This window comes from Pseudomonas sp. S2_B07 (assembly GCF_054668435.1).
Window position 1 is genome coordinate 1,382,072 of record NZ_CP162769.1, and the last position, 25,921, is coordinate 1,407,992.

A 25,921-nucleotide genomic window follows, 5' to 3' on the forward strand; every position below is an offset into this window, starting at 1 on the left:
TCATTAATTCTGTGTCTGCAGTGCTTTTGGTTTAGCGGCGCGGTGTTTCAACGAAACTGGGCGAACACGCCGGCGAGCGGCGCGGTCGACTCTCGCAGCACAATACTGGGCGTCACGATGCGCTGATCAGTGGCCATGTCCGGCGTGGCGATCCTGCGCAAAAGCACTTCAGCCGCCATCTCACCGAGCTGCAGGATCGACTGCCCCACGGTGGTCAGCGCCGGATAGACATAACGGCTCATCTGGATATCGTCGAAGCCGATCACCGACAGCTCGCTCGGCACCCGAACATTGCGTTCGGCGGCCGCTCGCAGCACGCCGATGCCGATCATGTCGTTGCCGGCAAAGATCGCGCTGGGCGGATTGCGCTCCAACAAAATCGCTGCGGCGTTGTAACCGCCGGTGCTGGTGAAGTCGCTTTCCAGCATGCGCTCGCGATTGACGTCGACGCCCGCCTCTTGCAAGGCACGGCAATAACCCGCCAGACGCATTTGCGCCACGCTGGTACCCACCGGACCGCCGATCATGGCGATGTCCCGATGCCCCAGCTCCAGCAGATGCCGAGTGGCCAGATACGCGCCGTATTCGTGATCAATGCGCACCAGATCGGCATTCACACCTTCCAGCCCGCGGTCGACGATGACCATCGGCGTGCGTACACCGGCGAGACCTTCCGCCAGCCCCGCATCGCCACCGGCCGACGCCACGATCAAACCGTCGATGCGCTTTTCGAGCAATACGCGAAGGTAGCTGCGCTGCTTGTCCGGGTTGTCGTCGGAGTTGCAGAGAATGACGCAATACCCCTTACGCTCGCAGTAATCCTCGATGCCTCGCGCCAGTTCGGCGAAGTACGGGTTGAGGCTGTTGGGCACCAGCAACCCGATGGTCGCGGTGGTTTTGGCTTTCAACGAACGGGCTACGGCGCTCGGCACGTAGTCCAGCGTCTTGATCGCCTCTTCGACCTTGATCCGCACCTCCTGACTGACCGGCCGGGTCTTGTTCACCACATGTGACACGGTGGTGTAGGAAATGCCCGCGAGTGCGGCTACATCCTTGATCGTTGCCATGATTCAGGTCCGCCGGCTTGCGCGTTGACTGCGATAAGTATCCAGCACCACCGCCACCACGATCACCGCGCCGGTGATGATGCGTTTGGTGGGCTCGGTCGCGCCGATTTGCGCGAGGCCCGCTGCCAACACGGAAATGATCAGGACGCCGAAAAAGGTGCTGATCACCGAACCACGGCCACCCATCAAGCTGGTGCCACCGATGACGACAGCGGCGATGACCTGCAACTCCAGCCCGGAGCCGGCATTGGGATCCGCCGCCTCGAGCCTGGAAATCTGAAACAACGCGGCAATACCGGCCAGCAGCCCCATCAAGCTGAACACCAGAATCTTGTAGGGTTTTGGATTGATCCCCGCCAGACGCACCGCTTCTTCATTGGTGCCAATGCCGATCAGGTAGCGACCGAACACCGTACGAGTCAACACGGCCTGCGCGATGAAGATAATCAGCAAGGCAATGATGAACGATGGCGAGATGCCGAAGGCAATCGGGTTGGACAGCCAGGCGAAGGCATCACCGATATAAGCGGTGCGCGACCCGGTCATCTGATACGCCACGCCCCGGGCCATTTCCAGCACGCCCAGAGAGACGATGAATGACGGAATCCGCCAGGCCACGGTGATCGAACCGGTAATGGTCCCGGCCAATGCCGCCGCCGCCATGCCGAGCAATGCGGCGGGCAGGACGCTCCAGCCCCAGCCGAGAATGGCCACGCTGACCGTTGATGCCGCCAGCGCCAACACCGAACCGACCGACAGGTCGATGCCACCGATAATCAACACGAAGGTCATGCCGACCGCCAGCACCATCAGATCGGGAATCTGGTTGGCCAGGGTGCTGAACGTGTCATAAGAAAGAAAGTGGCTGCTCAATACCGAGAACAGCGCAATCATCGCCAGCAAGGCACCGGCCAGGCCCAGATAGGTGCCCAGGCCGTAGAAGTTGCCACTACGTTTGCCGGCAGAAGATGCAGTTTTCATGGAAGGTCCCTAGGCGCTGCTTCGTTGAGCAACGCATCACGTTTTTGGTAGCCGGCAAAAGCGGCGGCAAGCAAGTCATCCTGGGTCCAGCTGTCGCGCTCGAACGTGTCGATCAGGCGCCCCGCCGACAGCACACCGATCCGGTCGCAGATCAGCATCAGCTCTCGCAGGTCACTGGACACCACCACCAGCGCCTTGCCCTGGCGGGTCAGCTCGCCAAGTAACGCATAAATGTCGAATTTGGCGCCGACATCGATGCCACGGGTGGGCTCGTCAAACAACATCACCGAGCAATCACGCTCGAGCCAGCGGCCGATCACGACCTTTTGCTGGTTGCCACCGGACAGTTCGGAGACCAATTGTGTCGGGCTCGAACTGCGGATGCGCATGGCGTCGATCTGACGCCGAGCCAAAGACATCTCGTCGCCGTTGTTGACAAAACCGCCACTGGAAATCACCGGCATGTTGCCCAAGGCAATGTTGGCGCTGATCGATTGGGTCAGCAGCAAGCCTTCGCCTTTGCGGTCTTCCGTGATCAGGGCGATGCCGTGACCCACTGCATCGGCCGGCGAGCGGATACTCACCACCTGAGCCGGAGACCCGAGCGCGACCGTGCCGCTGTCCGCAGTGTCGGCGCCGAAGATCAGGCGCAGCAACTCGGTGCGCCCTGCCCCGATCAATCCGGAGATCCCATAGATTTCGCCAGCACGCACTTCGAAGGACACATCGCGAACCTTGTCCGAGCGGGTCAGGCCTTTGACCGTCAACGCGGGAGCGCCGATCTTGCGCGGCCCCATGTCCATGTGTTCGCCGAGCTCACGACCGACCATCAACGTGACCAGTTGCTCGCTGTTGTAATTGGCCATCGGCTCGACGCAGACCAGGTTGCCGTCGCGCAACACCGCAATGCGCTGGGCAACCCGCGCCAGTTCTTCGAGACGGTGAGAGATATAGATGATCGATACGCCACGGGATTGCAGGCGGGTGATCTGCTCGAACAGCATCTCGACTTCACGAGCCGTCAGCATGGCCGTCGGTTCGTCGAGGATCAGCACATGGCAGTCGCCAATCAGGTTGCGGGCGATCTCGACCATTTGCTGGTGGCCGATGCCGAGGTCGCCGACCAGGGTGTCCGGGTCGATCGCGTCGAGGCCGACCTGGGCCATGGCCTCGATCGCCGCTTTGCGCAACTGCTTGCGACTGATCCAGCCACCGTTGCTGGGCAAGTTGTCGAGAAACAGGTTTTCCGCCACCGACAGGGTCGGCAACAGATTGAGTTCTTGCATGACCATGCGGATGCCCAGGTCTTCAGCCTGGGTCCGGCTGCCGGGACGGTAATCCTGACCCTGGAATTGCATCTGGCCGGTGGTCGGCGTGACCAGCCCGCCGATGATCTTCGACAGCGTGCTTTTGCCGGCACCATTCTCACCGGTCAGTGCCAACACTTCACCGCGGATCAGCGTCAGGTCGATGCCGGTCAGTACCGGCTGAGCGTAGGTCTTACCGATACCGCTGACCGTGAGGACAGCGTTCGGAGCGCAAACGGACATAAAACTCTCCCTGTGCCCGCCCGGACGGGCGAGCACCAGTGTGTCGCCAGAAGGCTTACTGGGTGACCAGTTCTACCGGGGTTTCGATCACGCCGTTGGTGCCGCTGTCGACCTTCTCGCCCTTGATGATTTTCAGCGCAGTCTCGATACCGAACACGGCTTGTCGGGCTGCAAACTGGTCGGCGGTGGCCAGGACGCGACCATCCTTGAGCATCGGCTTGATCGCATTGATGTTGTCGTAACCGACTACTTGCACCTTGCCAGCCTTGCCCGCTGCACGCACGGCGGAAACGGCACCGACGGCCATGCTGTCGTTGCCGGCCAGCAGGGCTTTGACGTCCGGGTATTCGCTTAGGATCGAGGCGGCAACCTTGTTGCCCTTGTCGATCTCCCAGTCACCGGACTGCAACGAAACGACTTTGATCTGCGCCGCTTCCATTGCATCTTTGAAACCCGCGGTGCGGGCCTGGGCATTGGTGGTGGTGGACACGCCTTCGATGATGCCGACTTCGTCACCGACCTTCAGTTTCTTGGCCAGGTACTCGCCAACCAGACGCGCGCCTTTGCGGTTATCAGGGCCTACGAACGGCACCGTCATGTTCTTGCTTTTGAGGACGGTCGGGTCGAGTTGATTGTCGATGTTGATCACGGTGATGCCGGCATCGATGGCTTTCTTGATCACCGGAACCATGGCCTTGGAATCCGCCGGTGCGATGACCAGGGCATTGACCTTGGCGAGGATCATCTGCTCGACGATGCGCGTCTGGCCAGCAGTGTCCGTTTCGTCCTTGATGCCGTTGGAGATCAGGTCGAATTCGCCGGAGTGGTCTTTTTGATAAGCTTTGGCGCCGTCTTCCATGGTCAGGAAGAATTCATTGGCCAGGGATTTCATGACCAGTGCGACTTTGGGTTTTTCAGGCGATTCGGCGAAGGCCGATGAGACGGGCAGCGCGGCGGATGCGACAGCCAGCATAGCGACAGCAAGAAGACGTCCAGCGAATGGCAGCTTCATGGGTTCACTCCGATCTTATGATTATTGTGAGCAATGCTTGCGCTGGAGTAATGCCTGGACTCCGATCGTCGACGGCATGACCACCGACAAGACCTCGCAAACGTTTGCGTAGACCGAACTATGCGAACCCTGCTGCTATTTGTCAACGCCCTGTTTGGTGTCTCCGTTGGCAAAACCGACCTGCCACGTTAGGCAACGGTGCTGATCAGACCGCCTGTACTGGAGTCCTTGGCCAGTTCTTTCACCAGATTGCCTGCCACTTGTGACAGCGCGCCGTTGGTTTCCGCGATTTGCCCCTGGATCGACATCACCGCCGTGGCCTTGGCTTCCGGGGTCGGATAAGACGCTGCCTGTGCAGCCGCCAGTTGTTGCTGTTGCTCACGCAGTTGCTGTTGCAGTTCCTGCATGCGCTTGAGCAGTACTTGCACCGCAATACTTTGAGTGCTGCCGCCCTTGGACTTGGTTTCGTCCTGAGCACCGCCACCGGTTCGAACCTGGTTGTCGCTGCCCTCTTCCTTCCCCTGCACCTGAGTCGCGGTGTCAGCCGTCGCTTCGCTAAAGGCATTGATCGTCGACGGGGACTTGCCGCCGATGGTGACCGCGCCCGCATTTGGAAAACCAACAGAAAATGACATGGGAACTCCTGTAAGAAAAATAACCTTAACGGGGCATCGACCGACGTGGGGGTTTCTTTAGCATTGATTCCTGATTTGGCAAGGTGACCTTCTCTACAAACGTCGTAGGCATTTTCGGAGAGCCGAACGTAAACGCTCAACCTATTCGGAAACCCGGACGCCTTCATGTTTAACCTCGACTAGAGCCAAGATAATTTCAGATATAAATCAACTAGTTAAAACTTTTTCTCGTTCAACGTTTGGCTGGTACAGATCCTGCTCTCCACCTACACCCCCGGCGTTCAGATCTGCCGGGGGCGTATCTAGATGAACTTGCATCAGCACCGTCTGACTACTAGAGAGAAAATAATGAAATCTGCCTTCAACACTTTTATTCCGGGCGCTTTGGCCCTCCTGCTGCTACTCCCTACCGCCCTTCAGGCAAAAGAAGTCGAAACCCAACAGAAACTGGCGAACGTGGTCATCCTGGCCACCGGCGGCACCATCGCCGGCGCCGGTGCGAGCGCTGCTAACAGCGCAACGTATCAAGCGGCAAAAGTCGGCATCGACCAGTTGATTGCCGGCGTTCCGGAACTCAGCCAATTGGCTAACGTTCGTGGCGAGCAGGTCATGCAGATCGCCTCGGAAAGCATCACCAACGACAACCTGCTTCAACTGGGCCGTCGCGTGGCCGAACTGGCGGACAGCAAAGACGTCGATGGCATCGTGATCACCCACGGCACCGACACCCTGGAAGAAACCGCCTACTTCCTGAACCTGGTGGAGAAGACCGACAAGCCAATCATCGTCGTCGGCTCCATGCGCCCAGGCACGGCGATGTCGGCCGACGGCATGCTCAACCTGTACAACGCCGTCGCCGTCGCCAGCAGCAAAGAAGCGCGCGGCAAGGGCGTCCTCGTGACCATGAACGATGAAATCCAGTCGGGCCGCGACGTCAGCAAAATGATCAACATCAAGACCGAGGCGTTTAAAAGTGCCTGGGGTCCGCTGGGCATGGTGGTCGAAGGTAAATCCTACTGGTTCCGTCTGCCGGCCAAGCGCCACACCATGGACTCGGAATTCGACATCAAAACCATCAAGAGCCTGCCTGACGTAGAAATCGCCTATTCCTACGGCAACGTGAGCGACACGGCGTACAAGGCGCTGGCTCAGTCCGGGGCCAAGGCGATCATCCACGCTGGTACCGGCAACGGCTCGGTTTCCTCGCGGGTCGTTCCGACCTTGCAAGCCCTGCGCAAAGATGGCGTGCAAATCATTCGTTCGTCTCACGTCAACGCCGGCGGATTCGTACTGCGCAATGCCGAACAGCCTGACGACAAATATGACTGGGTGGTCGCGCATGACTTGAACCCGCAAAAAGCCCGCATCCTGGCCATGGTCGCACTGACCAAGACCAACGACAGCAAAGAGCTGCAACGGATGTTCTGGGAGTACTGATTCACCCTCGCCCGACCGGTTCTGGTCGGGCACATTCTTAACCACTCGTCAGCGTTGACGAGTGGTTAACACCCTTGGCAAAACTCCGATAAAAGTTTTCTCCTCTTCCTACAGCAAACGGTAGAAACCGCTGTCAGAGGATTTTCTTGAATTTTAAGCAGTTGCGAAAATGCTTACAGTTAAATACTGTATGCACGTACAGCTTACTAAGGATAATCCTGTGGCCACCCCCTCTGCTTCTCCTGATACCTATGCACGCATGGGTCTGCGCGTTCAGAAAATCATCAATTCCCCCACCGCTCAAAAAGCCAAAGCAGCACTGATCTTCCGCCTGCCGGACGAACCAGTGGATGAGTGGGAACAATTGCTCGAAGAAATCGACGAGAACGACAACGTCACCCTCGCCTATCGCGACGATGGCGGTGTGCAAATTTTCTGGGTTGTGCCGAAGGAAGATTGAGTCAATGAGTGTCCGCTGGCTTGCTTTGCTGGTTTTATTCATCTCCCTCGGGGCCCAGGCTGGCGCCCCACGCACCTTCAGTGAAGCCAAAAAAGTCGCCTGGAAACTGTATGCACCGCAATCCACCGAGTTCTATTGCGGCTGCAAATACACTGGCAACAAGGTGAACCTGGCTGCTTGTGGTTATGTGCCGCGCAAAAACGCCAAGCGCGCGTCCCGCATCGAGTGGGAGCATATTGTCCCGGCGTGGCAGATCGGTCATCAGCGCCAGTGCTGGCAGGCCGGTGGGCGCAAGAACTGCACCCGTTACGATCCGGTATTCCAGAAGGCCGAAGCCGATTTGCACAACCTGGTGCCGAGCATTGGCGAGGTGAACGGTGACCGCAACAACTTCAGTTTTGGCTGGCTGCCGGTGCAGACCGGTCAATATGGCTCATGCCTGACCCAGGTCGATTTCAAGGCCAAGAAGGTCATGCCCCGCCCTTCCATTCGCGGCATGATCGCCCGGACTTATTTCTACATGAGCAAGCAATACGGCTTGAGTCTGTCGAAACAAGACCGCCAACTGTACGAAGCCTGGAACAAAACTTATCCAGTTGAAGCCTGGGAACGTCAGCGTAACCAGAGCGTGGCGTGCGTCATGGGTCGCGGTAACGAGTTTGTCGGGCCGGTGAACATGAAAGCCTGCGGCTGACTTTCCGCTGGAAAGTGAAAAGGCCTCGGCGTAAAACCCGAGGCCTTTTGCCTTTTCAGCCACTGCGTTACTGGGCCGCAGGACGCTCGAGCACCAGCAATTCGACATTCTGTTTCTTAGCCCGCGCCAGTGCTGCAGCCACTTCTGCCTGCTTGGCCTCGGTCTCGGCTTTCGAACTGAATGGCCCCATCAGAATGCGCGTCTTGCCGTTTTCCATGATGACGTTGGAGACGAAGCTGTGTTCAATCAGCCAGCCACTCAGATCACTCACTGCCTGGGGTGTTTCACCTCGCACTTCGAGGTCCCATTGCGGCCCGTTTGTCGCGGCGGGGGCGGAAACGACTGCCGGCTTCGTTTTTTGAGCGTCAACACCCTTCCCTTCACCGCATCCAGCCAGCGCCAATACAGCGATTACCAAGACCATTTTGCGCACAACGGTTCCCTCTGAATGCCGAAAGCGGTGATTTTAACATTCATGAATACTTCCCGAGTGCCGCAAAATGGGCACAAAACAACGAGATTGATGGTTGCGGCCTCTGTATAGTTACGCCTTGGGAATTAATGCAGCATCTGCGCGTCAGAAAGAGGCACCCAAACCGTGAGACTTCGCACTAATCTATACATACCACCGACCTCTGCACTGTTCGAATCAGGTGCCCTACAAAGCAATCAAGGAGAAGACCATGCTGATACTCACCCGCAAAGTCGGTGAAAGCATAAATATCGGTGACGACATTACGATCACCATTCTGGGCGTGAGCGGCCAGCAAGTCAGGATCGGCATCAACGCCCCGAAAGACGTTGCAGTGCACCGTGAAGAAATTTATCAGCGCATTCAGGCTGGCCTCACCGCGCCAGACAAGCCACAAACCCCCTGAATCCTGTTGCAGTCAGTAGCCAGCCCGTTCGCCCTGAACACCGGCTGGCTAAAGATTCGAGCGCCGCAATGCCCGCCGGCTCGCTCCCCTCTCCCGCCAAAACTTGAAGCCGATACTACTGGCATATCTCATGCCATGGCTGTCAGACGTTTCCGAATAACCCCGAGGAAGGACGTGATCGCTCTCGGTCAACCAAAGGTTACCCCACGCGCCATCCCCGTCGCCGCGATGACCATCAGTAACACCAGCAAGCCTTCGATATGACTGAAACGAGCAAACAGTTTTGCCCGAGCGGTATCGATCGTCACGCCACGCCCAAGCGCAATCCGCCATTTGATCAACGCCACCATCGGGGCAACTTCAAGCAGCAGGATCAGCACGAAGAGCGTCATCTTGAGGTGGAACAGTGGCTGGTGAAGGTAGTAATCGGTGCCTTTTTCGTACCCGCCAAAGGCCCGCATCCCTCCGGTGATCAGGAGGATGACCGCAGAAATCCCCCACAGGTTATCGGCCACCAGCACGCGCCGAGCTTCCCCAGTCCCGGCCGCCAGGCGACTGAATGCCGTGCCGCGGTTTAAAACGGCCCAGAATGCCAGCGCAACGGCCAGCAGGTGAATTGCCGCAAGAGACCAATGAACCAGCATCGATGTACCCCCATCAGACCGAGTTTGAGTTTGGCCAGACAGTAGTAGCCCAAAAGACCAGGACTTGCCCGGTTTGGGCGGGTGTTCGAAGGGGCAGGACAAATTTCAGGCAAAAAAAAATCCCAAGCAGCTGATGGAAGCTTGGGACTTAAAAATGCATAAACCGTGGTGGTGAACGCGGGGCGATAATATCCCAGCAACCCACTTGTAACAATATATTTTCGACCACCGGCCGGTTAAAAAAAATCGTAAGCCCTTAAATATCCACACTTTTTTTATGGAACATGAGCAAGGCTCTGGCTAAACCAAGTCATCGCAAACGAAACCAACAGGCCTGAAAACAGCACCAGAAACATTACGTCACAGACGGGCTAGACTCCACCACACAAGAGCTGAAGGCTTCTGAAAGCACTCGCTTTTGACAGCAAGCCCCCCCTTTCACCTGAGTACACAAGCCATGTGTGAATCATGTGATTCAAAACCACTTCAAAACGCGGGTGGTCGCCGTAAGTTCCTGAAGTATGCCGGCCTTGGAGCCGGTGCCCTGCTATTGGCTGGCGCCCTGCCTGACCAACTCCTCCTGGCCGCCGAGAAAACGGCGCCACCCCCAAAACCGCAAAACTCAATCAACCCCGACATGGCCCTTCAACGGCTAATGGAGGGAAACGAGCGATATGTTTCCGGTACCTCCAAGACTCATGACTTCAAGGCCGAACGAGAAGCCCTGGTCACAGGCCAGAACCCGTTCGTGTCGGTACTCAGTTGTTCTGACTCTCGTATCGCCCCCGAGTACGCTTTTGACACTGCCCGGGGAGATCTTTTCGCCATACGCGTTGCTGGCAATTTCGTCACTGATGAGGGTTTGGCCAGCCTTGAATACGCTGTCGCGGTGCTTGGTTCACCACTCATCCTCGTGCTCGGGCATGAAGACTGCGGTGCGATTAACGCAGGTATCAAGGCGGTAAAAGATCACACCGTTTTTCCTGGCCACATCCCGAAACTGACTGAGGCACTCAAGGGCTCTATCGAGACGGTACTCAAGGAGCCGGGTAGTCTTCCCGCTAATGCGGTAGCGCAAAATGTCAAAGACTCGGTCAAGCGACTAAAAAATGCTTCCCCCTTGCTGACGGACGCCCTCAGCAAAGGCACGTTGAAAGTAGTGGGCGGCGTTTATCGCCTGGCAACCGGGAAAGTAGACCTGATCGCCTGATTCCAACACCAGTCATTGGCATAGCCAGGCATGAAAAGCCCAGCGCAATGGCTGGGCCCTGGTTACCTTCTGTTTTCCATCATCTTGTCTGCGAGCGCCTTGGCTCTTTCGATCAACAGGTTCTGCCTGTCTTCGTGAGTAGCCCCACCTACGACCGGGGCCGTCAGGTTGCTCTCCGCAATCAATGCAGCGCAGAAAAACTGATCCCAAACAGTTCTAGTCTCAGACATCTGTTTGTTCGTTTGGTCGGCGATCATATGCGGCTCCTTTTGATGAGGTAGCACCGCCAGTTTACGCCTCAATTGCTGCAAACCGCCCTTTACCTGGATCGAATCACGATCGTCGACGCGAGCATATCGCCAAGACGTTTGCGCGAACCAAAGAAAATAAAGATCCAGTCAAGAATACTCAGGAACGGTGTGGTGATATTGCGCACAAAGGATTGATAAAGATTGCAGTCAAGGTAGCTGCGCTCATCTATCACCGACATGCCCAGCCATTTTTTGCCAACGCTTTGACCATTGGGCATAGCGTCGGAAAACAGGTAATAACCCGCACCCGCGCCCAGCGCCAGGATAGCGACCACGGTGGGAGGCAGACCTACGAAGTCGCCCATTCGCCCCACAAACAAGAACAGAAAGAACGTGATGAGTGAGTCGATCATTTGCCCACCCCACCGACGTCCCAGACCCGCCAGGTTTTTTGGCTTTTGATATTCGTTTTGATTATTACTGACATCCATGCGTCGTCCCCTGTTGGTGTTTGGTTACAGGCGTATCGGCAGCTGGCTAGCAACATTTAATGGCGCATTGAGATTTGAGACGATGCGAGGAACAGATCTAACGAGCTGGATTGTTTATAAAATTTGTAATATCACGAACAACAAAAAAGGGCCCACCTTTCGGTGAGCCCTTCTAGACCGCCCAGCAGAGCGGATTTTGTTTGGTAGGCGCGATTGGACTCGAACCAACGACCCCCACCATGTCAAGGTGCCCCCGAAACTCGTACAAGCATATGATCTATAAAGAAAAATAAGTGTTTTCCAGTAGATACAAAACCGCGATATCACCCTATAAGAATCAACAACTTAGCGTTGTATATTCCTACAGGAGCTCCCCTCCTTGGCGTTCTGCCAACCAATCATCCCAACTATCCGGAATACTTTATTGACTGCCTACGCTGACCTCTTCACGGAGAAATCGCGATGTCCGACGGGCGACTGTACGACCTCGTCGAGACTCAACGCGTTGTCGAGGGTGTCACCTACGAACCGATCGAAGATTCCGACATGTATCGCGCTCTGGTCGACACAGCCCAACTCGCCCGAGAAAGCCGTAATCTCCGCGTGTTCGAAAAGGCACGGCCACTTCTCGAGCTGGCAAGCTTCGGCGCCTGTCCGACTTGCCTTGATAGCTTCGGCCTGCGAGACGACTGTCAAACCTGTTCGGGAATAGGGTTTGTATCGAAGCCGAAAACGGATGAGCTACGCTGATCTGCCCGACGAGCTGGTCAGATCGCCGCTGTACTGCAAAATGAAACTCCCTCTCCCAGAGCACAATCAACTGAACAATAACGTCCGCTAAAAGCAGAAAAACTGAGAGAGGGAAACGTATCGCGCGCTCGGCTATCTGCGAGCGCAAATCACCATTTGGTTTTGCGCTGCTCCAGTTGCTGCGAAAGCCGATCCTGCGTTCAGAAATTGGGCGCTGATCATGTCACCTGCAGCTAAATCCCCAAGCTCGAATGAGCCAGAGCTGTACGTCGAGTTTGCAGATGCTGAAGCTCGGATTAAACCGTTGACCGTCACCTGGAGGGCTGATCCTGCATTCGGCTGAGAGTTAATAAAATTCAATTGAATCCTAACGCTTTTTAATCCTCCGACTGGCACTGTGAACACCCCATTCGCTAAATTGTAATTGGCGTAAAAGTGACTGTTCTCATAAGTAGCAGGAACAGCTTGATACAAGAACGTGTTCGCCCCCGACGCCATCGTTGCTCCAAGAATGTACGAAGCTTCAAATATTTTCTGATAATCAAAAAGAGCAATACCGCCGAGAATCCCGCCGAGCCCCTTTAAGAAATGATCATCGAAAGCGGAATCGCTGATACGAACTTTCGCAGGACCAGAGAATGAGCTATTCCGTGTTGTTTTGGGTGTAGTTCGGAAAAAGCCATTATCGCCGATTAACACGCTACCCGAAAAATCAACCGCCCCCTGAAATGACTCAACAGAACAATTATGATAGCCCCGACAGCCGTTCATTATGATGCCACCCGTCCCTGGCTCTGGATTCGGAACCGCTCGCGGATTATATGCGAGGAAGAGTATGCTAGGAGTTTCTACAGGGCACGACTGCAAGGTGAACGCACCATAACTATTCGCGAATGCTGGAGAATCGATAGGGCAAGAAACAAACGCCAATCCATTGCTTACAGCCGGCATTTGCGCCTCGCTATCACCCAGTATCACGATGCCTCCGTGATTGATTACCAGGGAATGGGCGTACGTTGCGAAGATACCTTGTCCAGCGGCTACAAGGTCCATACCCGAAATGTTGATCACTGCCTGTGATCCAATCACAAGCATGCCGACCGGTGTGTTGTAGGTCGTTCCGCTCAGCTTCATCTCTGAAATCAAATTATCTGGCGCGGAGAAATCACCAATCTGCCAACCAATGGAGGCGTTTATCGCGTCGAGTTTTAAGTGATGAAGAGAGCAAGTTTTCATCACACCGCCAGCACTTCCAATAGCTGCAACCCTAATAGCCGCTATGATATTTACCTTACTGTTCCCATCGATTGTAATATTTCCGGAGGCGGTCACACCTGTGCAGTTTTTTATATCAAGAACATATTGAGCGGTATCACTACTGGTGCGAATTATGCCCGACCCCTTAATTACCAAACCGTTAGCATCTTCAATGACCACTGGCGCTGAAACCAAGAAAAACGCGTCTATATTAAGCGGAATTCTTTTGCTCTTTGCCTCAGCAACAGCAAGGTTCACTGCCGCAGTCGCATCAGTATTCCCGTAACCTGGCGCACCAAAATCCAGCGGACTAACACCCAAATAGTTAAGAGCAATCCATGCGTCACGACTGCGGTAGCCGAGACCTTTCAAGCCAAGTAAATCGTTAGATTTATTCGATAAATCCTGAACCGTCCTTACAACCCCATCCGGATATATATACGATACATCCGCAGCATCAACCACTGCATCAACCACTGCATCATTTCCGATATCGTCTACCATTGACCTCTCCTTTTTAAATAAACAAATTCGCCGCATCGAAACCCTCTCACTCTCAGCAGCTTTGATATGGAAAGATAATCAATATCACATTTCCGTTGGTTTTACGCCTTCTGTGCGATGCGGTTTGCGCGCGAGGATGCCGCGGTCTTTTTAGATGGCATCTGTATGGGAGCGCTCGGGAAATCCGATCTATCTGATGGGCTCATGTGTCTGATGTTACTCAGGAAATAAGGTCGGGACGGAGGGATTCGAACACTCGACCCCGAGCACCCCATGCACGCAACACCTCTGTAAGACCTTGTGAAATGGCCGTTTATACTGGCGCTCGCTGCGATCGAATGCCTCCATGAGGCGCGGCAGCCGAGCCGTAATGTGGGCAATGACTTTTGCCATGATGATGCTCCATGCCGCGCGTGGCGGCAGAAGGTGGTTAATGGGCGAACTTGGCGAGCGCTGCGTCTGCGACCTTCATCGCTGCCTGGGCATCGTTCACATAGGCCGGATCGAATCCTCCGGCCAGATGAATGGTTCCTTGGCAGGCGCGCAGGTTCTCGCGAGTGAGTTTCAGAGCCGTGATCAGCTCTTCGCGGGCAGCGGCTTCGCCGCGGGCGATGTCCCAGAAGCGTTGCTGCCATTGGCCAGGCGGTGGCGGGTTGCTGTTCTGCGCGCCGAACACCATGGCACCGACGATCGAATCGCACAGGTCGCGCTTGTAGGTATTGTCGCCGTCGATGCTGGCGCCCATGCGGCGAAGGTTGTTCAACGTCGCATCGAAGTCTTCGCGGGTCATATCGATAACGTTTTTGCTGAGCGCAGTGATTTCAGCTTTCGCAGCGTTCAACCGATTCAGATCACCGGTGCTTACTCCATGAGGGCGCAAAGACTGCGTTTAAGGCAGAAGAGTTGACCAAGGGGCTTATCACTGCTCGTGAGCTCTGCGCTGAACAAAAACCATCGGTCAGCGCCGCTTAGCCTGTGAGAAACATTTTGCAATGCGTGATGGCGCGCAGCCACATAAACAAACTTGGGGTTTTACGGATGCACGATTTTCTGAAGGCCTGCGACAGCGTGGTTGACGAAGCGAACACCAAGAATTTGGCAACACTGATGAATATGCCCCCGGTGAGTCCGCTTCAGCGTGCCAATGCGAATTACGACGGCGCCTGGTTCAACGTCAAGCACCTGTAAGCGCTGATGCTGCACACGAACGACATGCGTCCATTGGCTGAGGGACTGAACAAGATTCTGGAGTACGTCGGGACACCGATCTGGCTCAAACGGGCCATTCGGCTGGGGTTACTGAGTCTTCAGCGGCGGGAGGACATCGTGGTGTGGCCGAAATCGGCCGTGGGCCTCGAGCAGAACACGATCAAAGTGTCGCCCGGGATGACGCAGAACTACGGGAAGCCTGTGCACCTGGAGATTGTCATGGGCCAGGCGCTTCGGGAGGTGGTGCTGGAGTGCATGAAATCGTCGGTTGTTTACCCGTACCTGATCCACTACTCGCCCAAGGCACGCAAACGCTCCCAGCTCGACGCCAAGCTACACTGGAACGCGGTGACAGCGGATTACCTGACCAAGTCATTTGCCCAGGCTCGGGACGATTCACACGCCTACGACGACGTGCCAGTCGGCGAGCGTCCCACCTTCCACGAGATCCGCGCGCTGGGTGCATGGCTGTACGAGCGGCAGGGTTTCGAGCAGGAATACATTCAGGGTTTGATGGGGCACGCGGACGTGAAGATGACCGAACACTGCCAGGCAGGGCACGGCGATGACGCAGTGGTTTATATGAAGGTGAAAGCTGACCTGAAGGTGTAGCGCGGTGGTCGTTTGCCCAAAGGCAGGAAGCAAAAAGGGGTCACCGTTACCGGTGACCCCTCCAGACCGCCCAGCAGAGCGGATTTTGTTTGGTAGGCGCGATTGGACTCGAACCAACGACCCCCACCATGTCAAGGTGGTGCTCTAACCAACTGAGCTACGTGCCTGCTGTGAGGCGGCATTCTACGGAATTCCGGAGGGGTGTCAACACCTTTTTTCGAGCTAACCCTATGAATATGCAAAATATTTAATTTTGCAGCGATGAAGAAGATTTTCCGGTAGCTGGCGGTCGATTTTTAACTCGGGTAGGATCAAGGCACTCGTAAAATATATTAAACAGAGGCAGCAGGATGGCGAACACTCCCTACCCAGAATCCTATTACGCCGCATCGGCCAATGCGGTTCCGCCGCGCCCGGCCTTGCAGGGTGAAGTAGAGACTGATGTCTGCGTGATCGGCGCCGGTTACACCGGTCTGTCCTCTGCCCTGTTTCTGCTGGAGAACGGTTTCAAGGTAACGGTTCTGGAAGCGGCCAAGGTTGGTTTTGGCGCGTCGGGTCGTAACGGCGGTCAGATCGTCAACAGCTATAGCCGCGATATCGATGTGATCGAGCGCAGCGTTGGCCCCAAGCAAGCACAGTTGCTGGGGCAGATGGCGTTCGAGGGTGGGCGGATCATTCGTGAGCGGGTCGCCAAATATAATATCCAGTGCGACCTGAAGGACGGTGGCGTGTTCGCAGCCATCACGGCCAAGCAGATGGGTCATCTGGAATCGCAGAAGCGCCTGTGGGAACGTTTCGGTCATACGCAGCTTGAGCTGATGGATCAACGTCGTATCCGTGAAGTGGTGAATTGCGATCAGTATGTCGGGGGCATGCTCGACATGAGCGGCGGGCACATTCATCCGCTCAACCTGGCACTGGGTGAAGCCGCAGCCGTTGAGTCGCTGGGTGGCATTGTCTATGAACAGTCGCCAGCAGTGCGCATCGAGCGCGGCGCGAATCCGGTGGTGCATACGCCAGAGGGCAAGGTCAGGGCCAAGTTCATCATCGTGGCGGGCAATGCTTACCTCGGCAACCTGGTGCCGGAGCTGGCAGCCAAATCGATGCCTTGCGGGACTCAGGTGATTACCACCGAACCGCTGGGCGAGGAATTGGCGAACAACCTGCTGCCGCAGGATTACTGCGTCGAAGACTGCAATTACCTGCTCGACTATTACCGCCTGACGAGTGACAAGCGCCTTATCTTCGGCGGTGGCGTGGTGTATGGCGCGCGGGATCCGGCAAACATTGAGGCGATCATTCGGCCGAAGATGCTCAAGGCGTTCCCGCAACTCAAGGACGTGAAAATTGACTACGCCTGGACCGGCAATTTCCTGCTGACTCTGTCGCGTCTTCCACAGGTCGGACGGATCGGTGACAACATCTACTATTCCCAAGGCTGCAGCGGCCATGGCGTGACGTATACGCACCTGGCGGGCAAAGTGCTGGCCGAGGCGCTGCGAGGTCAAGCGGAGCGTTTTGATGCGTTTGCCGATCTGCCGCACTACCCGTTCCCTGGCGGACAATTGCTGCGCACACCGTTTGCGGCGCTGGGCGCCTGGTACTACGGACTGCGGGACAAATTCGGATACTGATACAAAAAAGGGGCCGCTGAATGCGGCCCCTTTTTTGTAGGAGTGGTGTTTACAGTTTGTCCCGTGCAATGCCGCTGCGGATCCGCAGGATATCGGCGAGTACCGCAAGGGCGATTTCAGCCGGTGTCTTGCTGCCCAGGTTCAATCCGATCGGCGCATGAATCCGCGCCAGCTCGGCCTCCCCCAGACCACCAATCCTGCGCAACCGCTCAAAGCGCTTTTGCGATGTCTGCATGGACCCCATCACACCGATGTAAAACGCTTCGGTACGCACCGCTTCCATCATCGCCAGGTCGTCGATGCGGGGATCGTGGGTCAACGCCACCACCGCCGTGTCGCTGTGGCAACCGCCGTCAGCAATGAACACCGAGGGCAACTGACGACGAATCTCGACGTTTTCCAGCACCACGCCTTCCAGCACCTCGTCGCGCGGATCACAGAGAATCACTTCGAAACCCAACCCGACGGCGAACGCTGCACACGCCTGCGCAACCGAGGAATACCCGGCCAGCAACAAGCGTTGAGCCGCACCGATCCGCACGCGTACCCGGTCGATCTCACGCTCGATGCGCACGCCCTGCTCGCGATCATCGAACAGGCTGCGCGCACCGCTGGCCAGATCGACTTCGCGGATCAGGCGACGCTGACCCAACAACGCCGACTCCAGTTCTCGCAGATGCGCCTGAACCTCGCAATCCGGCCCAAGGTTCTCCACCAGCACATCGAGTACACCGCCACAGGGCAGACTCACCCGCGAGCGCGGATCATCACCCTCGCCATAACGCACGACGCTGACCGCTTCCAGGAACGCCCCTTCGGCGACTCGCTCGAGAAAGTCCTCCTCGACACAGCCACCCGACAGCGAACCGATCCATTGCCCGTCAGCGTTCACCGCCAGCAGCGAACCCGGTGCACGCGGCGCCGAGCCGTAGGTGGCGAGCACCGTGCACAGCCAGACGCGCTGACCCGCCGACGACCATTGCAGCGCCCGGCGCACGACTTGCAGATCGAGATGCTGCATATCAGTGCGCCTTGTGCTCGAGCGGCGGCGCATCAGCCCGCAACTTCTGCACGTCATTCACCGCCAGATCATCCGGCTGACCACCCCAGCCCTGACGCAGGTAGTTCAGCAAATCAGTCAGTTGCTCGTGACTGAGCTTCTCGGCGAACCCAGGCATTGGCTGCATATGCTCAAACCCGGCAAACTTCTGTTCGCCAATACCGTCGTCGATCACCCGCACCAGGTTGCGTGGATCTTCCAGGCGCAGCGTGGTGTTGCCGCGCATGGCCACCGCGATGTGCGGTTTGCCCTCGCCACCGACCGCGTGGCAACCGGCGCAGACATTCAGGTATTCCTGACGGCCGCGTTGAGCGCTGGCGGTGAGCTTGTCCAACGGCACGTCAGTCAACACCTTGGCTTGCGGCGGTTGATCGCCGAGCAGGAAGGTCGCCATCGCCGCGAGGTCCGGGTCATTGAGGCCCTGGGTGCTGTTGTGGAACACCGGAAACATCTCGTTGAACATCGTGCCCTGGGCGCTCATGCCATGCTTGAGGAACGAGCTCAGGTCCTGATGGTTCCAGCCGCGAGCCGCGAGGTCATTGGCCAGCAGGCTCGGTGCCAGATAGCCATTGAGCAGGCCACCGGTCAGGCGCTTGTCCTGCTGCATCGCGCCCGGCAAACCGCGCGGGGTGTGGCATTCGCCGCAGTGGCCGAGCACGTCGACCATGTACTGGCCGCGCTTATAGGCATCGCTTTTGCCCTCGGTGGACGAAAGCTTCACGTCTTTGCCGTAGAGCATGTTCCAGCCCATCAGGCCCAGGCGCACGTTGAACGGAAAACTGAGGCTGGTGACTGGCGCTGCACGCTCGATCGGCTCGACGGTTTTCAGGTACGCGTGAATCGCGTCCGAGTCGTCACGCGGAATCAAGTGATACGAGGTGTACGGCATCGCCGGGTACAGGTTGGCGCCGTCACGGCGCTTGCCTTCGGTCAGCGCGGCGAAGAATTCGTCATCGCTGTAGAGGCCGATGCCGTGCTCTTTGCTCGGGGTGATGTTGGTGCCGTAGATCGTACCGAACGGCGAGACAATCGGCAGACCACCCGCGTACGGCGCGCCACCCGGCGCGGTGTGGCAGGCCATGCAATCAGCGGCGCGGGCGAGGTATTCGCCGCGCTTGACCTGATCTTCCGCGTGCGCCAGCAACACCGGCGCAGCCAGACCGACCGCCAATGCCAGGCGGGAAAGTAGTTGCTTCATGCTTAACCCTCCTTGACCAGGCCGAGATCGGTCAGCACGTTACGTGTCGCGCTGTAATAACGCACGTAGCCCGTGCAGCGGCAGATGTGGTGACCGAGGCTGTCCTCGATGACTTTTTCCAGCTGGCTTTTGACGATCGGCTGACGCTGCAACTTCTCCACCAGCACGGTCGCGGCATTCACGAACCCCGGTGCGCAGTAGCTGCACTGGAAAGCGAATTCGTCGACGAAGCGCTGCTGGATCGGGTTCAGCTCAGTGACTTTGCCTTCCTCGTCGCGCTTCGCATGGCCTTCGATAGTGCGTACTTTCTTGCCTTCGAAATAGTGCGCGCCAGTGATGCAGGTGCGTACTTCTTCGCTGGTGCCATCCGGGTTGTCGACGATCACAACGCAGGCGTGGCAGATGCCCTGACCGCAGCCCAAGCGGGAGCCAGTGAGGTTTTTGTATTCGTGCAGGTAATCGATCATCGGCAGGTCATCAGGGATTTCCACCGGGCCGACGGATTGACCGTTGAGGGTCAGTTGAAGCGGACGGTTAGCCATTGAGGGCCTCCTTGATGCGTGCAGAAGTAATAGGCAGGTCGCGGACCCGTTTGCCGATGGCGTGTGCCACGGCGTTACCGATGGCGCCCACCACCGGGATCATCACCACTTCGGCGATGCCCTTCGATGGATCGCTCGGCGACAGCGGCGGCAGGATTTCAGCCGTCTGCTTCCAGACCGCCACGTGGCGCGCCATCGGCAAGCGGTAACGGTTGAAGTTCCAGTCACCCTCCCCCGGCCCGCCTTCGTACAGCGGCATCTCTTCCATCAGCGCATGGCCGATACCCATGGCAATCCCGCCTTCGATCTGGCCCTTGACCAGCTCTTCCACCAGCACTCGACCGCACTCGACCCACGAGTGATGGTTGAGCACTTGCACTTCGGCCGAACCCTTGTTGACTTTCACTTCCACCAGCGTCGCGACCGGGCTGTAGTAAGTCACTGCCGCGTTGTTCAACTGCGTGTCCGGGTAGTGCACGTTCTGGCGATCCAGCAGGTGGAAACCGGCGCTGTTCATTTGCGCCTTTTTCACGCTCGGCGCGCCGTCGCCGTACTTGACCGCCAGGCCGTCGAGCGGCAGACGTTCACGCACGCCGTCGATGCTGAACTCGGCCTCGGCCCAGCTCCAGCGGTTGAAACCGTGCACGGTCGCGCCGGTGACCAGGCCCTTCTCGTGAGCGTGCTTGGCCAACTGCTCAAAGCTCAGCGGCTGCATGCCGTTGGCGGTGAGTTTGCCGTCGACCCAATGCGCATCTTCGCGACGCACCACGTAAGGGTTGGCCGAACCACCGTAAGGGCCCTGGCTCCAGATCTGCAGCGCTGCCGGCCACAAGCCGTGGTTGAACAGCACACGCGCCGCTTCACGGGTGGCGTGGCTAAAATAGTAGGCAGAGTTGGTGGCCGACGACGCCGAGGCGATCTTGCCGACCCAGCGCGGATTGCGCAGCAGGCTGTCCTGTTCGGCCTGACTCATGATGTAAGGGTTGCCGCCGCTGATCAGCTGCAACTCTTTCCATTCAGTCTCGCCGGTCTTCACTTCCGTCGCCGCGATGCCGAGGAAATCGGCCACGACCAAGGCTTGCGAGGTCGACATGCCCGTGCCGATTTCGATACCGATGTGGCGCAGTGTGATGTGCCCCTGAGCAGTGAACTCGATGCTCGCCATCGGCGCTTCAGAGCCCGTGCCGAAGTCTTTTTGGCAGATGGCGAAACCGACGCCGTACCAATTGTCCGGATCCTGCGCTTCGCGCTGCTTTTTGATCGCGTCGCGGTTTTTCCAGACGTCGTGAACGGCGGCCTTGTCGAGAATCTCGTGCAAGCGCAACGCACCCGCCGGCACCGCGCCCTGGGTGTTTTTCATGCCCGAAACCATGGCATTTTTCTTGCGCAGGTCGATGGCGTCGATGCCGAGGCGACCGGCAATTTCGTCGACCATCATCTCGGTGGACGCCATGCTTTGCAGGGTGCCGTAACCACGCATCGAGCCGGCTTCAACGGCGCGGGAATGGTAGGCCGTGACCTGCAAATCGTTCTGCGGCATGTAGTAGATCGACTGCGCCGCCGTGGCGCCAACGGCCGCCACGGAGGGGCTGTAGTTGACCCGGCCACCGCCGTCGACGCTCATTTCGGCGCGGAAAATCTTGAAGCTGTGATCGGTCTTGTCCACGGCCAATTGGTAGCGGATGTCGAACGGGTGACGCTTGATGCCGCTCTGGAATTGCTCATAGCGGTCGTTGGCCAGACGCACCGGCACACCGGCGCCATACAGCGCCGCGAGGGCGGCGTAGTAGACGAAAATGTTGTGGTCTTTGGAACCGTAACCGACGGTGTAACCCGGGTGCATGTTCAGGTTCGCCAGGCCGAAGCGCGACGGCGCGATCATCTTCGCGGTCTCGGTCGCTGCTTCCAATGGGCACTGGGTCGCCACCACGAAATGCAGGGTCTTGGTTGCCGGGTCGTACCAACCATTGCCGTTGTCCGGCTCCATCGCGGCCGGTTCGATCGAAGGGGTTTTGTAGCGCTCGTCGAACACCAGCCAGTTGTCCGGCGGCGTGTCGATCTGCTGTTTCATGCGATCGGCGTAGAACAATCCACGCTCGGTCAGGTTGCCGTGCAGGTTCGGTTGGGAATTCCACACCGGACGACGGTTTTTCAGCATCGGAAACAGGATCGAATCCTTGAGGCTGGCGAATTCGTCTTCGTCCGCCGAGGTCGCACCGCCCACCCGCACATAGCGGAAGCTGCCGTAGGGATCGCCTTCGTAGAACGGCACTTGAGCACCGTAACGAATCGCTTTGTCATTGAATTTGAGTTTGGCCTTGGCCTGGCGGAAACGCTCGAAGTCGTTCCAGATCAGGATGGCCACCGGGTGACCGATAAACATCGGCACCTTGCCTTCCGGCAACAGCGGATCCGGCGCATGCTCCTCCGGGAAGACGATGCCGTCCTTTTCCAGGTCAGCGGCGGTGACGATGCGGTCTGGCTGCAATTCGGCACCGAGCCACGACAGTTCCATGCCCGCGTAGATGCGGTCGGCCTTGATGGTTTTCAGCAGCATGGCGTGGCCTTGCTGCTGCGGCCAGCCCGGCATGTCCTTGGCGCGGATGTCGCGGGCAAAGACTTTGCTGCCGCAGACCTTCGACAAGGCATCGTTACGCGTGCGCGCCTTGCCGTTGTTGCCGAGCCATTGCTCGGACGGCACGGTCACGCTGTTTTCCATCAAGGCAGCGAGCGCCTGACTGCTGAGCGGCGTGAGCGTCACGCTCACACCTGCCACCAGCCCGCCCTGAAGGAACGAGCGCCGGGATATTTCACGGTTGGACATGGATCATCCTCTGGGCGGTTATAGACCCGCCCTTCTGGTTATGTTCTGGAAATCTCGAGTCGTGCAGAAGCCCTTTTTGACGAAACGAAGGGCTGAAATGACAGTGCAAAGCTGACCGAAAGGTTAAGTTTATAGGCTTATGCGCCTGCGGCAAACAGCCCCACACAAAAAAACTGACCAGCGAATCAAAATACTGTGTTTTCAGTGCACAGAATTGAGCAGGCAAGCGAATGCAACGCCAAGGTCAGCCCGGCCGGACGGCGTCGTCGCGACAACCTTTGAGGCAGCATAGAAGAAGGCGGCCAGGATGGCCCGGCAAGGGACACTGCAAGAGGAGAAAAAGCCAAATTCCAGACACAAAAAACCCCGGTCTTTCGACCAGGGTCTTTGCTATCGACTCGAAGTAACACTGGCAAAACCAGCAGTTTTCTTCGTAGCTCCAAGGCGTTCAGTGGGCCTTGTAGCAGATATGGCGCAGCGGACGGGACTCGAACCCGCGACCCCCGGCGTGACAGGCCGGTATTCTAACCGACTGAACTACCGCTGCGTATCGCTTTGGACTTTCATCCAAGTAACTCGTCTGATTGAAAACTCAGAAGCTTTTCAATCTCGAACCAGATAAATCTGACTCGGAAAATATGGCGCAGCGGACGGGACTCGAACCCGCGACCCCCGGCGTGACAGGCCGGTATTCTAACCGACTGAACTACCGCTGCGCGTCGGTGGAGGCATTTCAGCCTACCTCTTGCTTTCGCAAGTATCTCGGAAGTGGTGGGTGATGACGGGATCGAACCGCCGACATTCTGCTTGTAAGGCAGACGCTCTCCCAGCTGAGCTAATCACCCGTTTGCATCTCCGAGGCCGCGAAATTTACGCAGGTACCGAACCTAAGTCAATAGCAGGATTGAAGTTTTTTCAAAACAGCTGCCAGAGGCAAGCTTCAAGCCACAAGTGGAAGCCGTCACGCGTGAAGCCGGCATGACACTGTCGAGCCTTAACTTGCAGCTTGAAGCTTGAAACGGCTTCTCACTGCTCGTAAATCATCTTCTTGGTCATGCCACCGTCGACCACAAACTCCTGGCCCGTGACGAATCCGGCATTCTTCGACAGCAACCAGGCCACCATCGCCGCCACGTCTTCAACCGCCCCCACCCTGCCCGCCGGATGCTGGGCATGATCGGCATCGGTCAGTGGCTCGGCACGCCGCACGGAAGGATCCCGGGTATCGATCCAGCCCGGACTGACGGCATTCACACGGATTTCCGGCCCAAGGCTGATGGCCAAGGCGTGAGTCAACGCCAACAGTCCGCCCTTGCTGGCCGCGTAAGCCTCTGTGTCGGGTTCCGACTGCCCGGCGCGGGTCGAGGCCAGGTTGACGATCGCGCCGCTGTGCGCGCGCAGATACGGCGCACAGTGCTTGGCCAACAACATCGGCCCGCTGAGGTTCACCGCCAACACACGATTCCAGTAAGCCAGATCGAGGCTTTCCAGGGTGATGTTGTGCGGATCGGCCACCGCGGCGTTGCACACCAGTGCATCCAGGCGCCCGAACTGCCCCAGCACTTCGGCAACCCCCAGCGCCACCTGCCCTTCGTTCGAGACGTCCATGGCGATAAACCAGGCATTGTCGCCCAGCACCTTCGCCACTTTCGAACCGCGCACCCGGTCCAGGTCGCTCAGCACCACCTGCCAGCCTTCGCTGATCAGCCAGGCCGAGATCCCCAGACCGATGCCTCGCGCCGCGCCGGTGACCAGCGCGACACGACCATTGGACCCGGAGGTCGGCGTGGACAACTCGATCACAAGGCCGCCAACCCGCGCGCCAGATCGGCTTGCAGGTCAGCCACGTCTTCCAGGCCGACCGCAATGCGGATCAGGCTGTCACGAATGCCCGCGGCTTCACGCTCTTGCGGCGCCAGACGGCCGTGGGAGGTGGTGCTCGGGTGAGTAATGGTGGTCTTGGTATCACCGAGGTTGGCCGTGATCGAAATCAGACGGGTCGCATCGATAAAGCGCCAGGCGCCCTCTTTGCCGCCCTTGACCTCAAAGCTGACCACCGCGCCGAAACCTTTCTGCTGACGCTGGGCGAGTTCGTGCTGCGGGTGACTTTTCAGACCGGCGTAATGGACTTTCTCGATGCCGTCCTGCTGCTCCAGCCACTCGGCCAGTTCCTGGGCATTGGCGCAATGCGCCTTCATCCGCAGGTTCAGGGTTTCGAGCCCCTTGAGGAAGATCCAGGCATTGAACGGGCTCAGGGTTGGCCCCGCGGTGCGCAGGAAACCGACCACCTCTTTCATCTGCTCGCTGCGACCAGCCACGACGCCGCCCATGCAACGGCCCTGGCCGTCGATGAACTTGGTAGCCGAGTGCACGACGATGTCCGCGCCCATCTTCAGCGGCTGCTGCAACGCTGGCGTGCAGAAGCAGTTGTCGACCACCAGCATCGCGCCTTTGGCGTGAGCGATTTCCGCCAGCGCGGCGATATCCACCAGCTCGGCCAACGGGTTGGATGGCGACTCGACAAACAGCAATTTGGTGTTGGTCTTGATTGCCGCGCCCCAACCGGACAAATCCGCCAGAGGCACGTAATCGACTTCGATGCCGAAGCGCTTGAAGTACTTTTCGAACAGGCTGATGGTCGAACCGAACACACTGCGCGAAACCAGCACATGATCACCGGCGCTGCACAAACTCATCACCACCGCCATGATCGCGGCCATGCCGGTGGCTGTGGCCACGGCTTGCTCGGCGCTTTCCAGCGCGGCGATGCGCTCTTCGAACGCCCGCACGGTCGGGTTGGTGTAGCGCGAGTAAACGTTGCCCGGCACTTCACCGGCAAAGCGTGCCGCCGCGTCGGCAGCGGTACGGAAGACGTAGCTGGAAGTGAAGAACATCGGATCACCGTGTTCGCCTTCCGGCGTGCGGTGCTGACCGGCGCGTACGGCCAGGGTATCGAACGCTACGCCTTCGAGGTCGCTGTCCAGCCGACCGGCATCCCAATCCTGACTCATGCTCTCACTC

Annotated in this window: 26 protein-coding genes and 4 tRNA genes; 9 read left to right on the forward strand and 21 right to left on the reverse strand. The window is 57.8% G+C overall.

Annotation, left to right across the window (positions count from 1 at the left end; all coding sequences use genetic code 11):
• Positions 1-47: 47 nt before the first annotated feature.
• The 5 genes from AB4N43_RS06415 to AB4N43_RS06435 all read right to left on the reverse strand — a co-directional run bounded on the left by AB4N43_RS06415 (position 48) and on the right by AB4N43_RS06435 (position 5,245).
• Positions 48-1,067 carry a LacI family DNA-binding transcriptional regulator gene (locus AB4N43_RS06415; RefSeq protein ID WP_027921560.1) on the reverse strand — a complete coding sequence of 340 codons (1,020 nt, stop codon included), beginning with the start codon at positions 1,065-1,067 and terminating at the stop codon, positions 48-50.
• 3 nt (positions 1,068-1,070) lie between these two features.
• Positions 1,071-2,048, reverse strand: coding sequence for an ABC transporter permease (locus AB4N43_RS06420; RefSeq protein ID WP_027921561.1), 978 nt, complete (start codon positions 2,046-2,048; stop codon positions 1,071-1,073).
• Positions 2,045-3,598, reverse strand: a complete 1,554-nt coding sequence (locus AB4N43_RS06425; RefSeq protein ID WP_027921562.1) for a sugar ABC transporter ATP-binding protein — start codon at positions 3,596-3,598, stop codon at positions 2,045-2,047. Before AB4N43_RS06425 ends, AB4N43_RS06420 begins: the two co-directional genes overlap by 4 nt.
• A 55-nt stretch (positions 3,599-3,653) precedes the next feature.
• Entirely contained in the window at positions 3,654-4,610 is a 957-nt protein-coding gene (locus AB4N43_RS06430; protein ID WP_460153568.1) for a substrate-binding domain-containing protein, read from the reverse strand.
• Between the two features lie 188 nt (positions 4,611-4,798).
• On the reverse strand, positions 4,799-5,245 hold the full coding sequence (locus AB4N43_RS06435) for a hypothetical protein (RefSeq protein ID WP_460153570.1): 447 nt from the start codon (positions 5,243-5,245) through the stop codon (positions 4,799-4,801).
• Between the two features lie 348 nt (positions 5,246-5,593).
• Between AB4N43_RS06435 and AB4N43_RS06440 the strand changes: the two genes are divergently transcribed.
• From AB4N43_RS06440 to AB4N43_RS06450, 3 genes are all read left to right on the forward strand, one after another.
• Positions 5,594-6,682 carry an asparaginase gene (locus tag AB4N43_RS06440; protein ID WP_027921565.1) on the forward strand — a complete coding sequence of 363 codons (1,089 nt, stop codon included), beginning with the start codon at positions 5,594-5,596 and terminating at the stop codon, positions 6,680-6,682.
• Positions 6,683-6,851: 169 nt separating this feature from the next.
• Positions 6,852-7,142, forward strand: coding sequence for a DUF1654 domain-containing protein (locus AB4N43_RS06445; protein WP_032833378.1), 291 nt, complete (start codon positions 6,852-6,854; stop codon positions 7,140-7,142).
• A gap of 4 nt (positions 7,143-7,146) precedes the next feature.
• Positions 7,147-7,836, forward strand: coding sequence for an endonuclease (locus AB4N43_RS06450; protein ID WP_059181191.1), 690 nt, complete (start codon positions 7,147-7,149; stop codon positions 7,834-7,836).
• A gap of 67 nt (positions 7,837-7,903) precedes the next feature.
• Here the strand turns inward: AB4N43_RS06450 and AB4N43_RS06455 are convergent, their stop codons facing one another.
• Positions 7,904-8,269, reverse strand: coding sequence for a sporulation protein (locus tag AB4N43_RS06455; RefSeq protein ID WP_027921568.1), 366 nt, complete (start codon positions 8,267-8,269; stop codon positions 7,904-7,906).
• A gap of 250 nt (positions 8,270-8,519) precedes the next feature.
• Between AB4N43_RS06455 and csrA the strand changes: the two genes are divergently transcribed.
• On the forward strand, positions 8,520-8,714 hold the full coding sequence (csrA, locus tag AB4N43_RS06460; RefSeq protein WP_007938114.1) for a carbon storage regulator CsrA: 195 nt from the start codon (positions 8,520-8,522) through the stop codon (positions 8,712-8,714).
• Between the two features lie 188 nt (positions 8,715-8,902).
• Here csrA and AB4N43_RS06465 read toward each other — a convergent pair whose 3' ends face one another.
• A complete protein-coding gene (locus AB4N43_RS06465; RefSeq protein ID WP_027921569.1) occupies positions 8,903-9,358 on the reverse strand; it encodes a DUF2214 family protein in 456 nt (151 codons plus the stop codon).
• A 457-nt stretch (positions 9,359-9,815) separates the two neighbouring features.
• On the opposite strand from AB4N43_RS06465, the gene AB4N43_RS06470 reads away from it, so the two are divergent.
• Positions 9,816-10,568 carry a carbonic anhydrase gene (locus AB4N43_RS06470; protein WP_059181192.1) on the forward strand — a complete coding sequence of 251 codons (753 nt, stop codon included), beginning with the start codon at positions 9,816-9,818 and terminating at the stop codon, positions 10,566-10,568.
• Positions 10,569-10,630: 62 nt separating this feature from the next.
• Here AB4N43_RS06470 and AB4N43_RS06475 read toward each other — a convergent pair whose 3' ends face one another.
• Together AB4N43_RS06475 and AB4N43_RS06480 are read right to left on the reverse strand one after the other, a co-directional pair.
• The gene (locus AB4N43_RS06475; protein WP_027921571.1) at positions 10,631-10,825 is read right to left on the reverse strand and encodes a hypothetical protein; all 195 of its coding nucleotides are present in this window, start codon (positions 10,823-10,825) and stop codon (positions 10,631-10,633) included.
• Between the two features lie 62 nt (positions 10,826-10,887).
• Positions 10,888-11,310 (reverse strand): RDD family protein, encoded by a 423-nt coding sequence (locus AB4N43_RS06480; protein ID WP_460153573.1) that lies wholly within the window; start codon positions 11,308-11,310, stop codon positions 10,888-10,890.
• Positions 11,311-11,772: 462 nt separating this feature from the next.
• Here AB4N43_RS06480 and AB4N43_RS06485 point away from each other — a divergent pair, with 462 nt between their 5' ends.
• Complete coding sequence (locus AB4N43_RS06485) at positions 11,773-12,060, forward strand: hypothetical protein (protein WP_460153575.1); 288 nt, start codon at positions 11,773-11,775, stop codon at positions 12,058-12,060.
• Positions 12,061-12,192: 132 nt separating this feature from the next.
• Here the strand turns inward: AB4N43_RS06485 and AB4N43_RS06490 are convergent, their stop codons facing one another.
• Both AB4N43_RS06490 and AB4N43_RS06495 read right to left on the reverse strand, forming a co-directional pair.
• Complete coding sequence (locus AB4N43_RS06490; RefSeq protein WP_460153577.1) at positions 12,193-13,821, reverse strand: hypothetical protein; 1,629 nt, start codon at positions 13,819-13,821, stop codon at positions 12,193-12,195.
• A gap of 430 nt (positions 13,822-14,251) precedes the next feature.
• Positions 14,252-14,611, reverse strand: a complete 360-nt coding sequence (locus AB4N43_RS06495) for a hypothetical protein (RefSeq protein WP_460153578.1) — start codon at positions 14,609-14,611, stop codon at positions 14,252-14,254.
• A 248-nt stretch (positions 14,612-14,859) separates the two neighbouring features.
• Between AB4N43_RS06495 and AB4N43_RS06500 the strand changes: the two genes are divergently transcribed.
• Complete coding sequence (locus AB4N43_RS06500) at positions 14,860-15,009, forward strand: hypothetical protein (RefSeq protein ID WP_460153580.1); 150 nt, start codon at positions 14,860-14,862, stop codon at positions 15,007-15,009.
• Positions 15,010-15,015: 6 nt separating this feature from the next.
• Positions 15,016-15,642 (forward strand): tyrosine-type recombinase/integrase, encoded by a 627-nt coding sequence (locus AB4N43_RS06505; RefSeq protein WP_460153582.1) that lies wholly within the window; start codon positions 15,016-15,018, stop codon positions 15,640-15,642.
• A 90-nt stretch (positions 15,643-15,732) separates the two neighbouring features.
• Here the strand turns inward: AB4N43_RS06505 and AB4N43_RS06510 are convergent.
• Positions 15,733-15,809 (reverse strand) — tRNA-Val (locus tag AB4N43_RS06510).
• A gap of 183 nt (positions 15,810-15,992) precedes the next feature.
• Here AB4N43_RS06510 and AB4N43_RS06515 point away from each other — a divergent pair.
• Positions 15,993-17,276 carry an NAD(P)/FAD-dependent oxidoreductase gene (locus tag AB4N43_RS06515; RefSeq protein ID WP_027921573.1) on the forward strand — a complete coding sequence of 428 codons (1,284 nt, stop codon included), beginning with the start codon at positions 15,993-15,995 and terminating at the stop codon, positions 17,274-17,276.
• A 49-nt stretch (positions 17,277-17,325) separates the two neighbouring features.
• Here AB4N43_RS06515 and AB4N43_RS06520 read toward each other — a convergent pair whose 3' ends face one another.
• The 9 genes from AB4N43_RS06520 to AB4N43_RS06560 all read right to left on the reverse strand — a co-directional run bounded on the left by AB4N43_RS06520 (position 17,326) and on the right by AB4N43_RS06560 (position 25,911).
• Positions 17,326-18,297 (reverse strand): XdhC family protein, encoded by a 972-nt coding sequence (locus tag AB4N43_RS06520; protein WP_460153584.1) that lies wholly within the window; start codon positions 18,295-18,297, stop codon positions 17,326-17,328.
• A 1-nt stretch (position 18,298) separates the two neighbouring features.
• Positions 18,299-19,534: a c-type cytochrome gene (locus AB4N43_RS06525; protein ID WP_460153586.1), complete on the reverse strand. Its 1,236-nt coding sequence runs from the start codon at positions 19,532-19,534 to the stop codon at positions 18,299-18,301.
• Between the two features lie 2 nt (positions 19,535-19,536).
• A complete protein-coding gene (locus AB4N43_RS06530; protein ID WP_027921576.1) occupies positions 19,537-20,076 on the reverse strand; it encodes a (2Fe-2S)-binding protein in 540 nt (179 codons plus the stop codon).
• The gene (locus AB4N43_RS06535) at positions 20,069-22,900 is read right to left on the reverse strand and encodes a xanthine dehydrogenase family protein molybdopterin-binding subunit (protein WP_027921577.1); all 2,832 of its coding nucleotides are present in this window, start codon (positions 22,898-22,900) and stop codon (positions 20,069-20,071) included. The genes AB4N43_RS06530 and AB4N43_RS06535 overlap by 8 nt, the downstream gene beginning before the upstream one ends.
• A gap of 470 nt (positions 22,901-23,370) precedes the next feature.
• Positions 23,371-23,447 (reverse strand) — tRNA-Asp (locus AB4N43_RS06540).
• 92 nt (positions 23,448-23,539) lie between these two features.
• Positions 23,540-23,616: transfer RNA gene (locus AB4N43_RS06545), tRNA-Asp, on the reverse strand.
• Positions 23,617-23,669: 53 nt separating this feature from the next.
• Positions 23,670-23,745 (reverse strand) — tRNA-Val (locus AB4N43_RS06550).
• Between the two features lie 181 nt (positions 23,746-23,926).
• Positions 23,927-24,703 (reverse strand): SDR family oxidoreductase, encoded by a 777-nt coding sequence (locus AB4N43_RS06555; protein ID WP_194939767.1) that lies wholly within the window; start codon positions 24,701-24,703, stop codon positions 23,927-23,929.
• Positions 24,700-25,911: an O-succinylhomoserine sulfhydrylase gene (locus tag AB4N43_RS06560; protein ID WP_059181204.1), complete on the reverse strand. Its 1,212-nt coding sequence runs from the start codon at positions 25,909-25,911 to the stop codon at positions 24,700-24,702. Before AB4N43_RS06560 ends, AB4N43_RS06555 begins: the two co-directional genes overlap by 4 nt.
• Positions 25,912-25,921: the final 10 nt, after the last annotated feature.

Bases quoted from the DNA above. Each gene is read 5' to 3' on its own strand.
- AB4N43_RS06480 (WP_460153573.1), bottom strand. From the start codon at position 11,310: ATGGATGTCAGTAATAATCAAAACGAATATCAAAAGCCAAAAAACCTG.
- AB4N43_RS06515 (WP_027921573.1), top strand. From the start codon at position 15,993: ATGGCGAACACTCCCTACCCAGAATCCTATTACGCCGCATCGGCCAAT.
- AB4N43_RS06425 (WP_027921562.1), bottom strand. From the start codon at position 3,598: ATGTCCGTTTGCGCTCCGAACGCTGTCCTCACGGTCAGCGGTATCGGT.
- AB4N43_RS06520 (WP_460153584.1), bottom strand. From the start codon at position 18,297: ATGCAGCATCTCGATCTGCAAGTCGTGCGCCGGGCGCTGCAATGGTCG.
- AB4N43_RS06475 (WP_027921571.1), bottom strand. From the start codon at position 10,825: ATGATCGCCGACCAAACGAACAAACAGATGTCTGAGACTAGAACTGTT.
- AB4N43_RS06450 (WP_059181191.1), top strand. From the start codon at position 7,147: ATGAGTGTCCGCTGGCTTGCTTTGCTGGTTTTATTCATCTCCCTCGGG.
- AB4N43_RS06415 (WP_027921560.1), bottom strand. From the start codon at position 1,067: ATGGCAACGATCAAGGATGTAGCCGCACTCGCGGGCATTTCCTACACC.
- AB4N43_RS06500 (WP_460153580.1), top strand. From the start codon at position 14,860: ATGCACGATTTTCTGAAGGCCTGCGACAGCGTGGTTGACGAAGCGAAC.
- AB4N43_RS06505 (WP_460153582.1), top strand. From the start codon at position 15,016: ATGCTGCACACGAACGACATGCGTCCATTGGCTGAGGGACTGAACAAG.
- AB4N43_RS06485 (WP_460153575.1), top strand. From the start codon at position 11,773: ATGTCCGACGGGCGACTGTACGACCTCGTCGAGACTCAACGCGTTGTC.
- AB4N43_RS06470 (WP_059181192.1), top strand. From the start codon at position 9,816: ATGTGTGAATCATGTGATTCAAAACCACTTCAAAACGCGGGTGGTCGC.
- AB4N43_RS06420 (WP_027921561.1), bottom strand. From the start codon at position 2,048: ATGAAAACTGCATCTTCTGCCGGCAAACGTAGTGGCAACTTCTACGGC.
- csrA (WP_007938114.1), top strand. From the start codon at position 8,520: ATGCTGATACTCACCCGCAAAGTCGGTGAAAGCATAAATATCGGTGAC.
- AB4N43_RS06445 (WP_032833378.1), top strand. From the start codon at position 6,852: ATGCTTACAGTTAAATACTGTATGCACGTACAGCTTACTAAGGATAAT.
- AB4N43_RS06430 (WP_460153568.1), bottom strand. From the start codon at position 4,610: ATGAAGCTGCCATTCGCTGGACGTCTTCTTGCTGTCGCTATGCTGGCT.
- AB4N43_RS06440 (WP_027921565.1), top strand. From the start codon at position 5,594: ATGAAATCTGCCTTCAACACTTTTATTCCGGGCGCTTTGGCCCTCCTG.
- AB4N43_RS06530 (WP_027921576.1), bottom strand. From the start codon at position 20,076: ATGGCTAACCGTCCGCTTCAACTGACCCTCAACGGTCAATCCGTCGGC.
- AB4N43_RS06560 (WP_059181204.1), bottom strand. From the start codon at position 25,911: ATGAGTCAGGATTGGGATGCCGGTCGGCTGGACAGCGACCTCGAAGGC.
- AB4N43_RS06535 (WP_027921577.1), bottom strand. From the start codon at position 22,900: ATGTCCAACCGTGAAATATCCCGGCGCTCGTTCCTTCAGGGCGGGCTG.
- AB4N43_RS06525 (WP_460153586.1), bottom strand. From the start codon at position 19,534: ATGAAGCAACTACTTTCCCGCCTGGCATTGGCGGTCGGTCTGGCTGCG.
- AB4N43_RS06435 (WP_460153570.1), bottom strand. From the start codon at position 5,245: ATGTCATTTTCTGTTGGTTTTCCAAATGCGGGCGCGGTCACCATCGGC.
- AB4N43_RS06495 (WP_460153578.1), bottom strand. From the start codon at position 14,611: ATGACCCGCGAAGACTTCGATGCGACGTTGAACAACCTTCGCCGCATG.
- AB4N43_RS06490 (WP_460153577.1), bottom strand. From the start codon at position 13,821: ATGGTAGACGATATCGGAAATGATGCAGTGGTTGATGCAGTGGTTGAT.
- AB4N43_RS06465 (WP_027921569.1), bottom strand. From the start codon at position 9,358: ATGCTGGTTCATTGGTCTCTTGCGGCAATTCACCTGCTGGCCGTTGCG.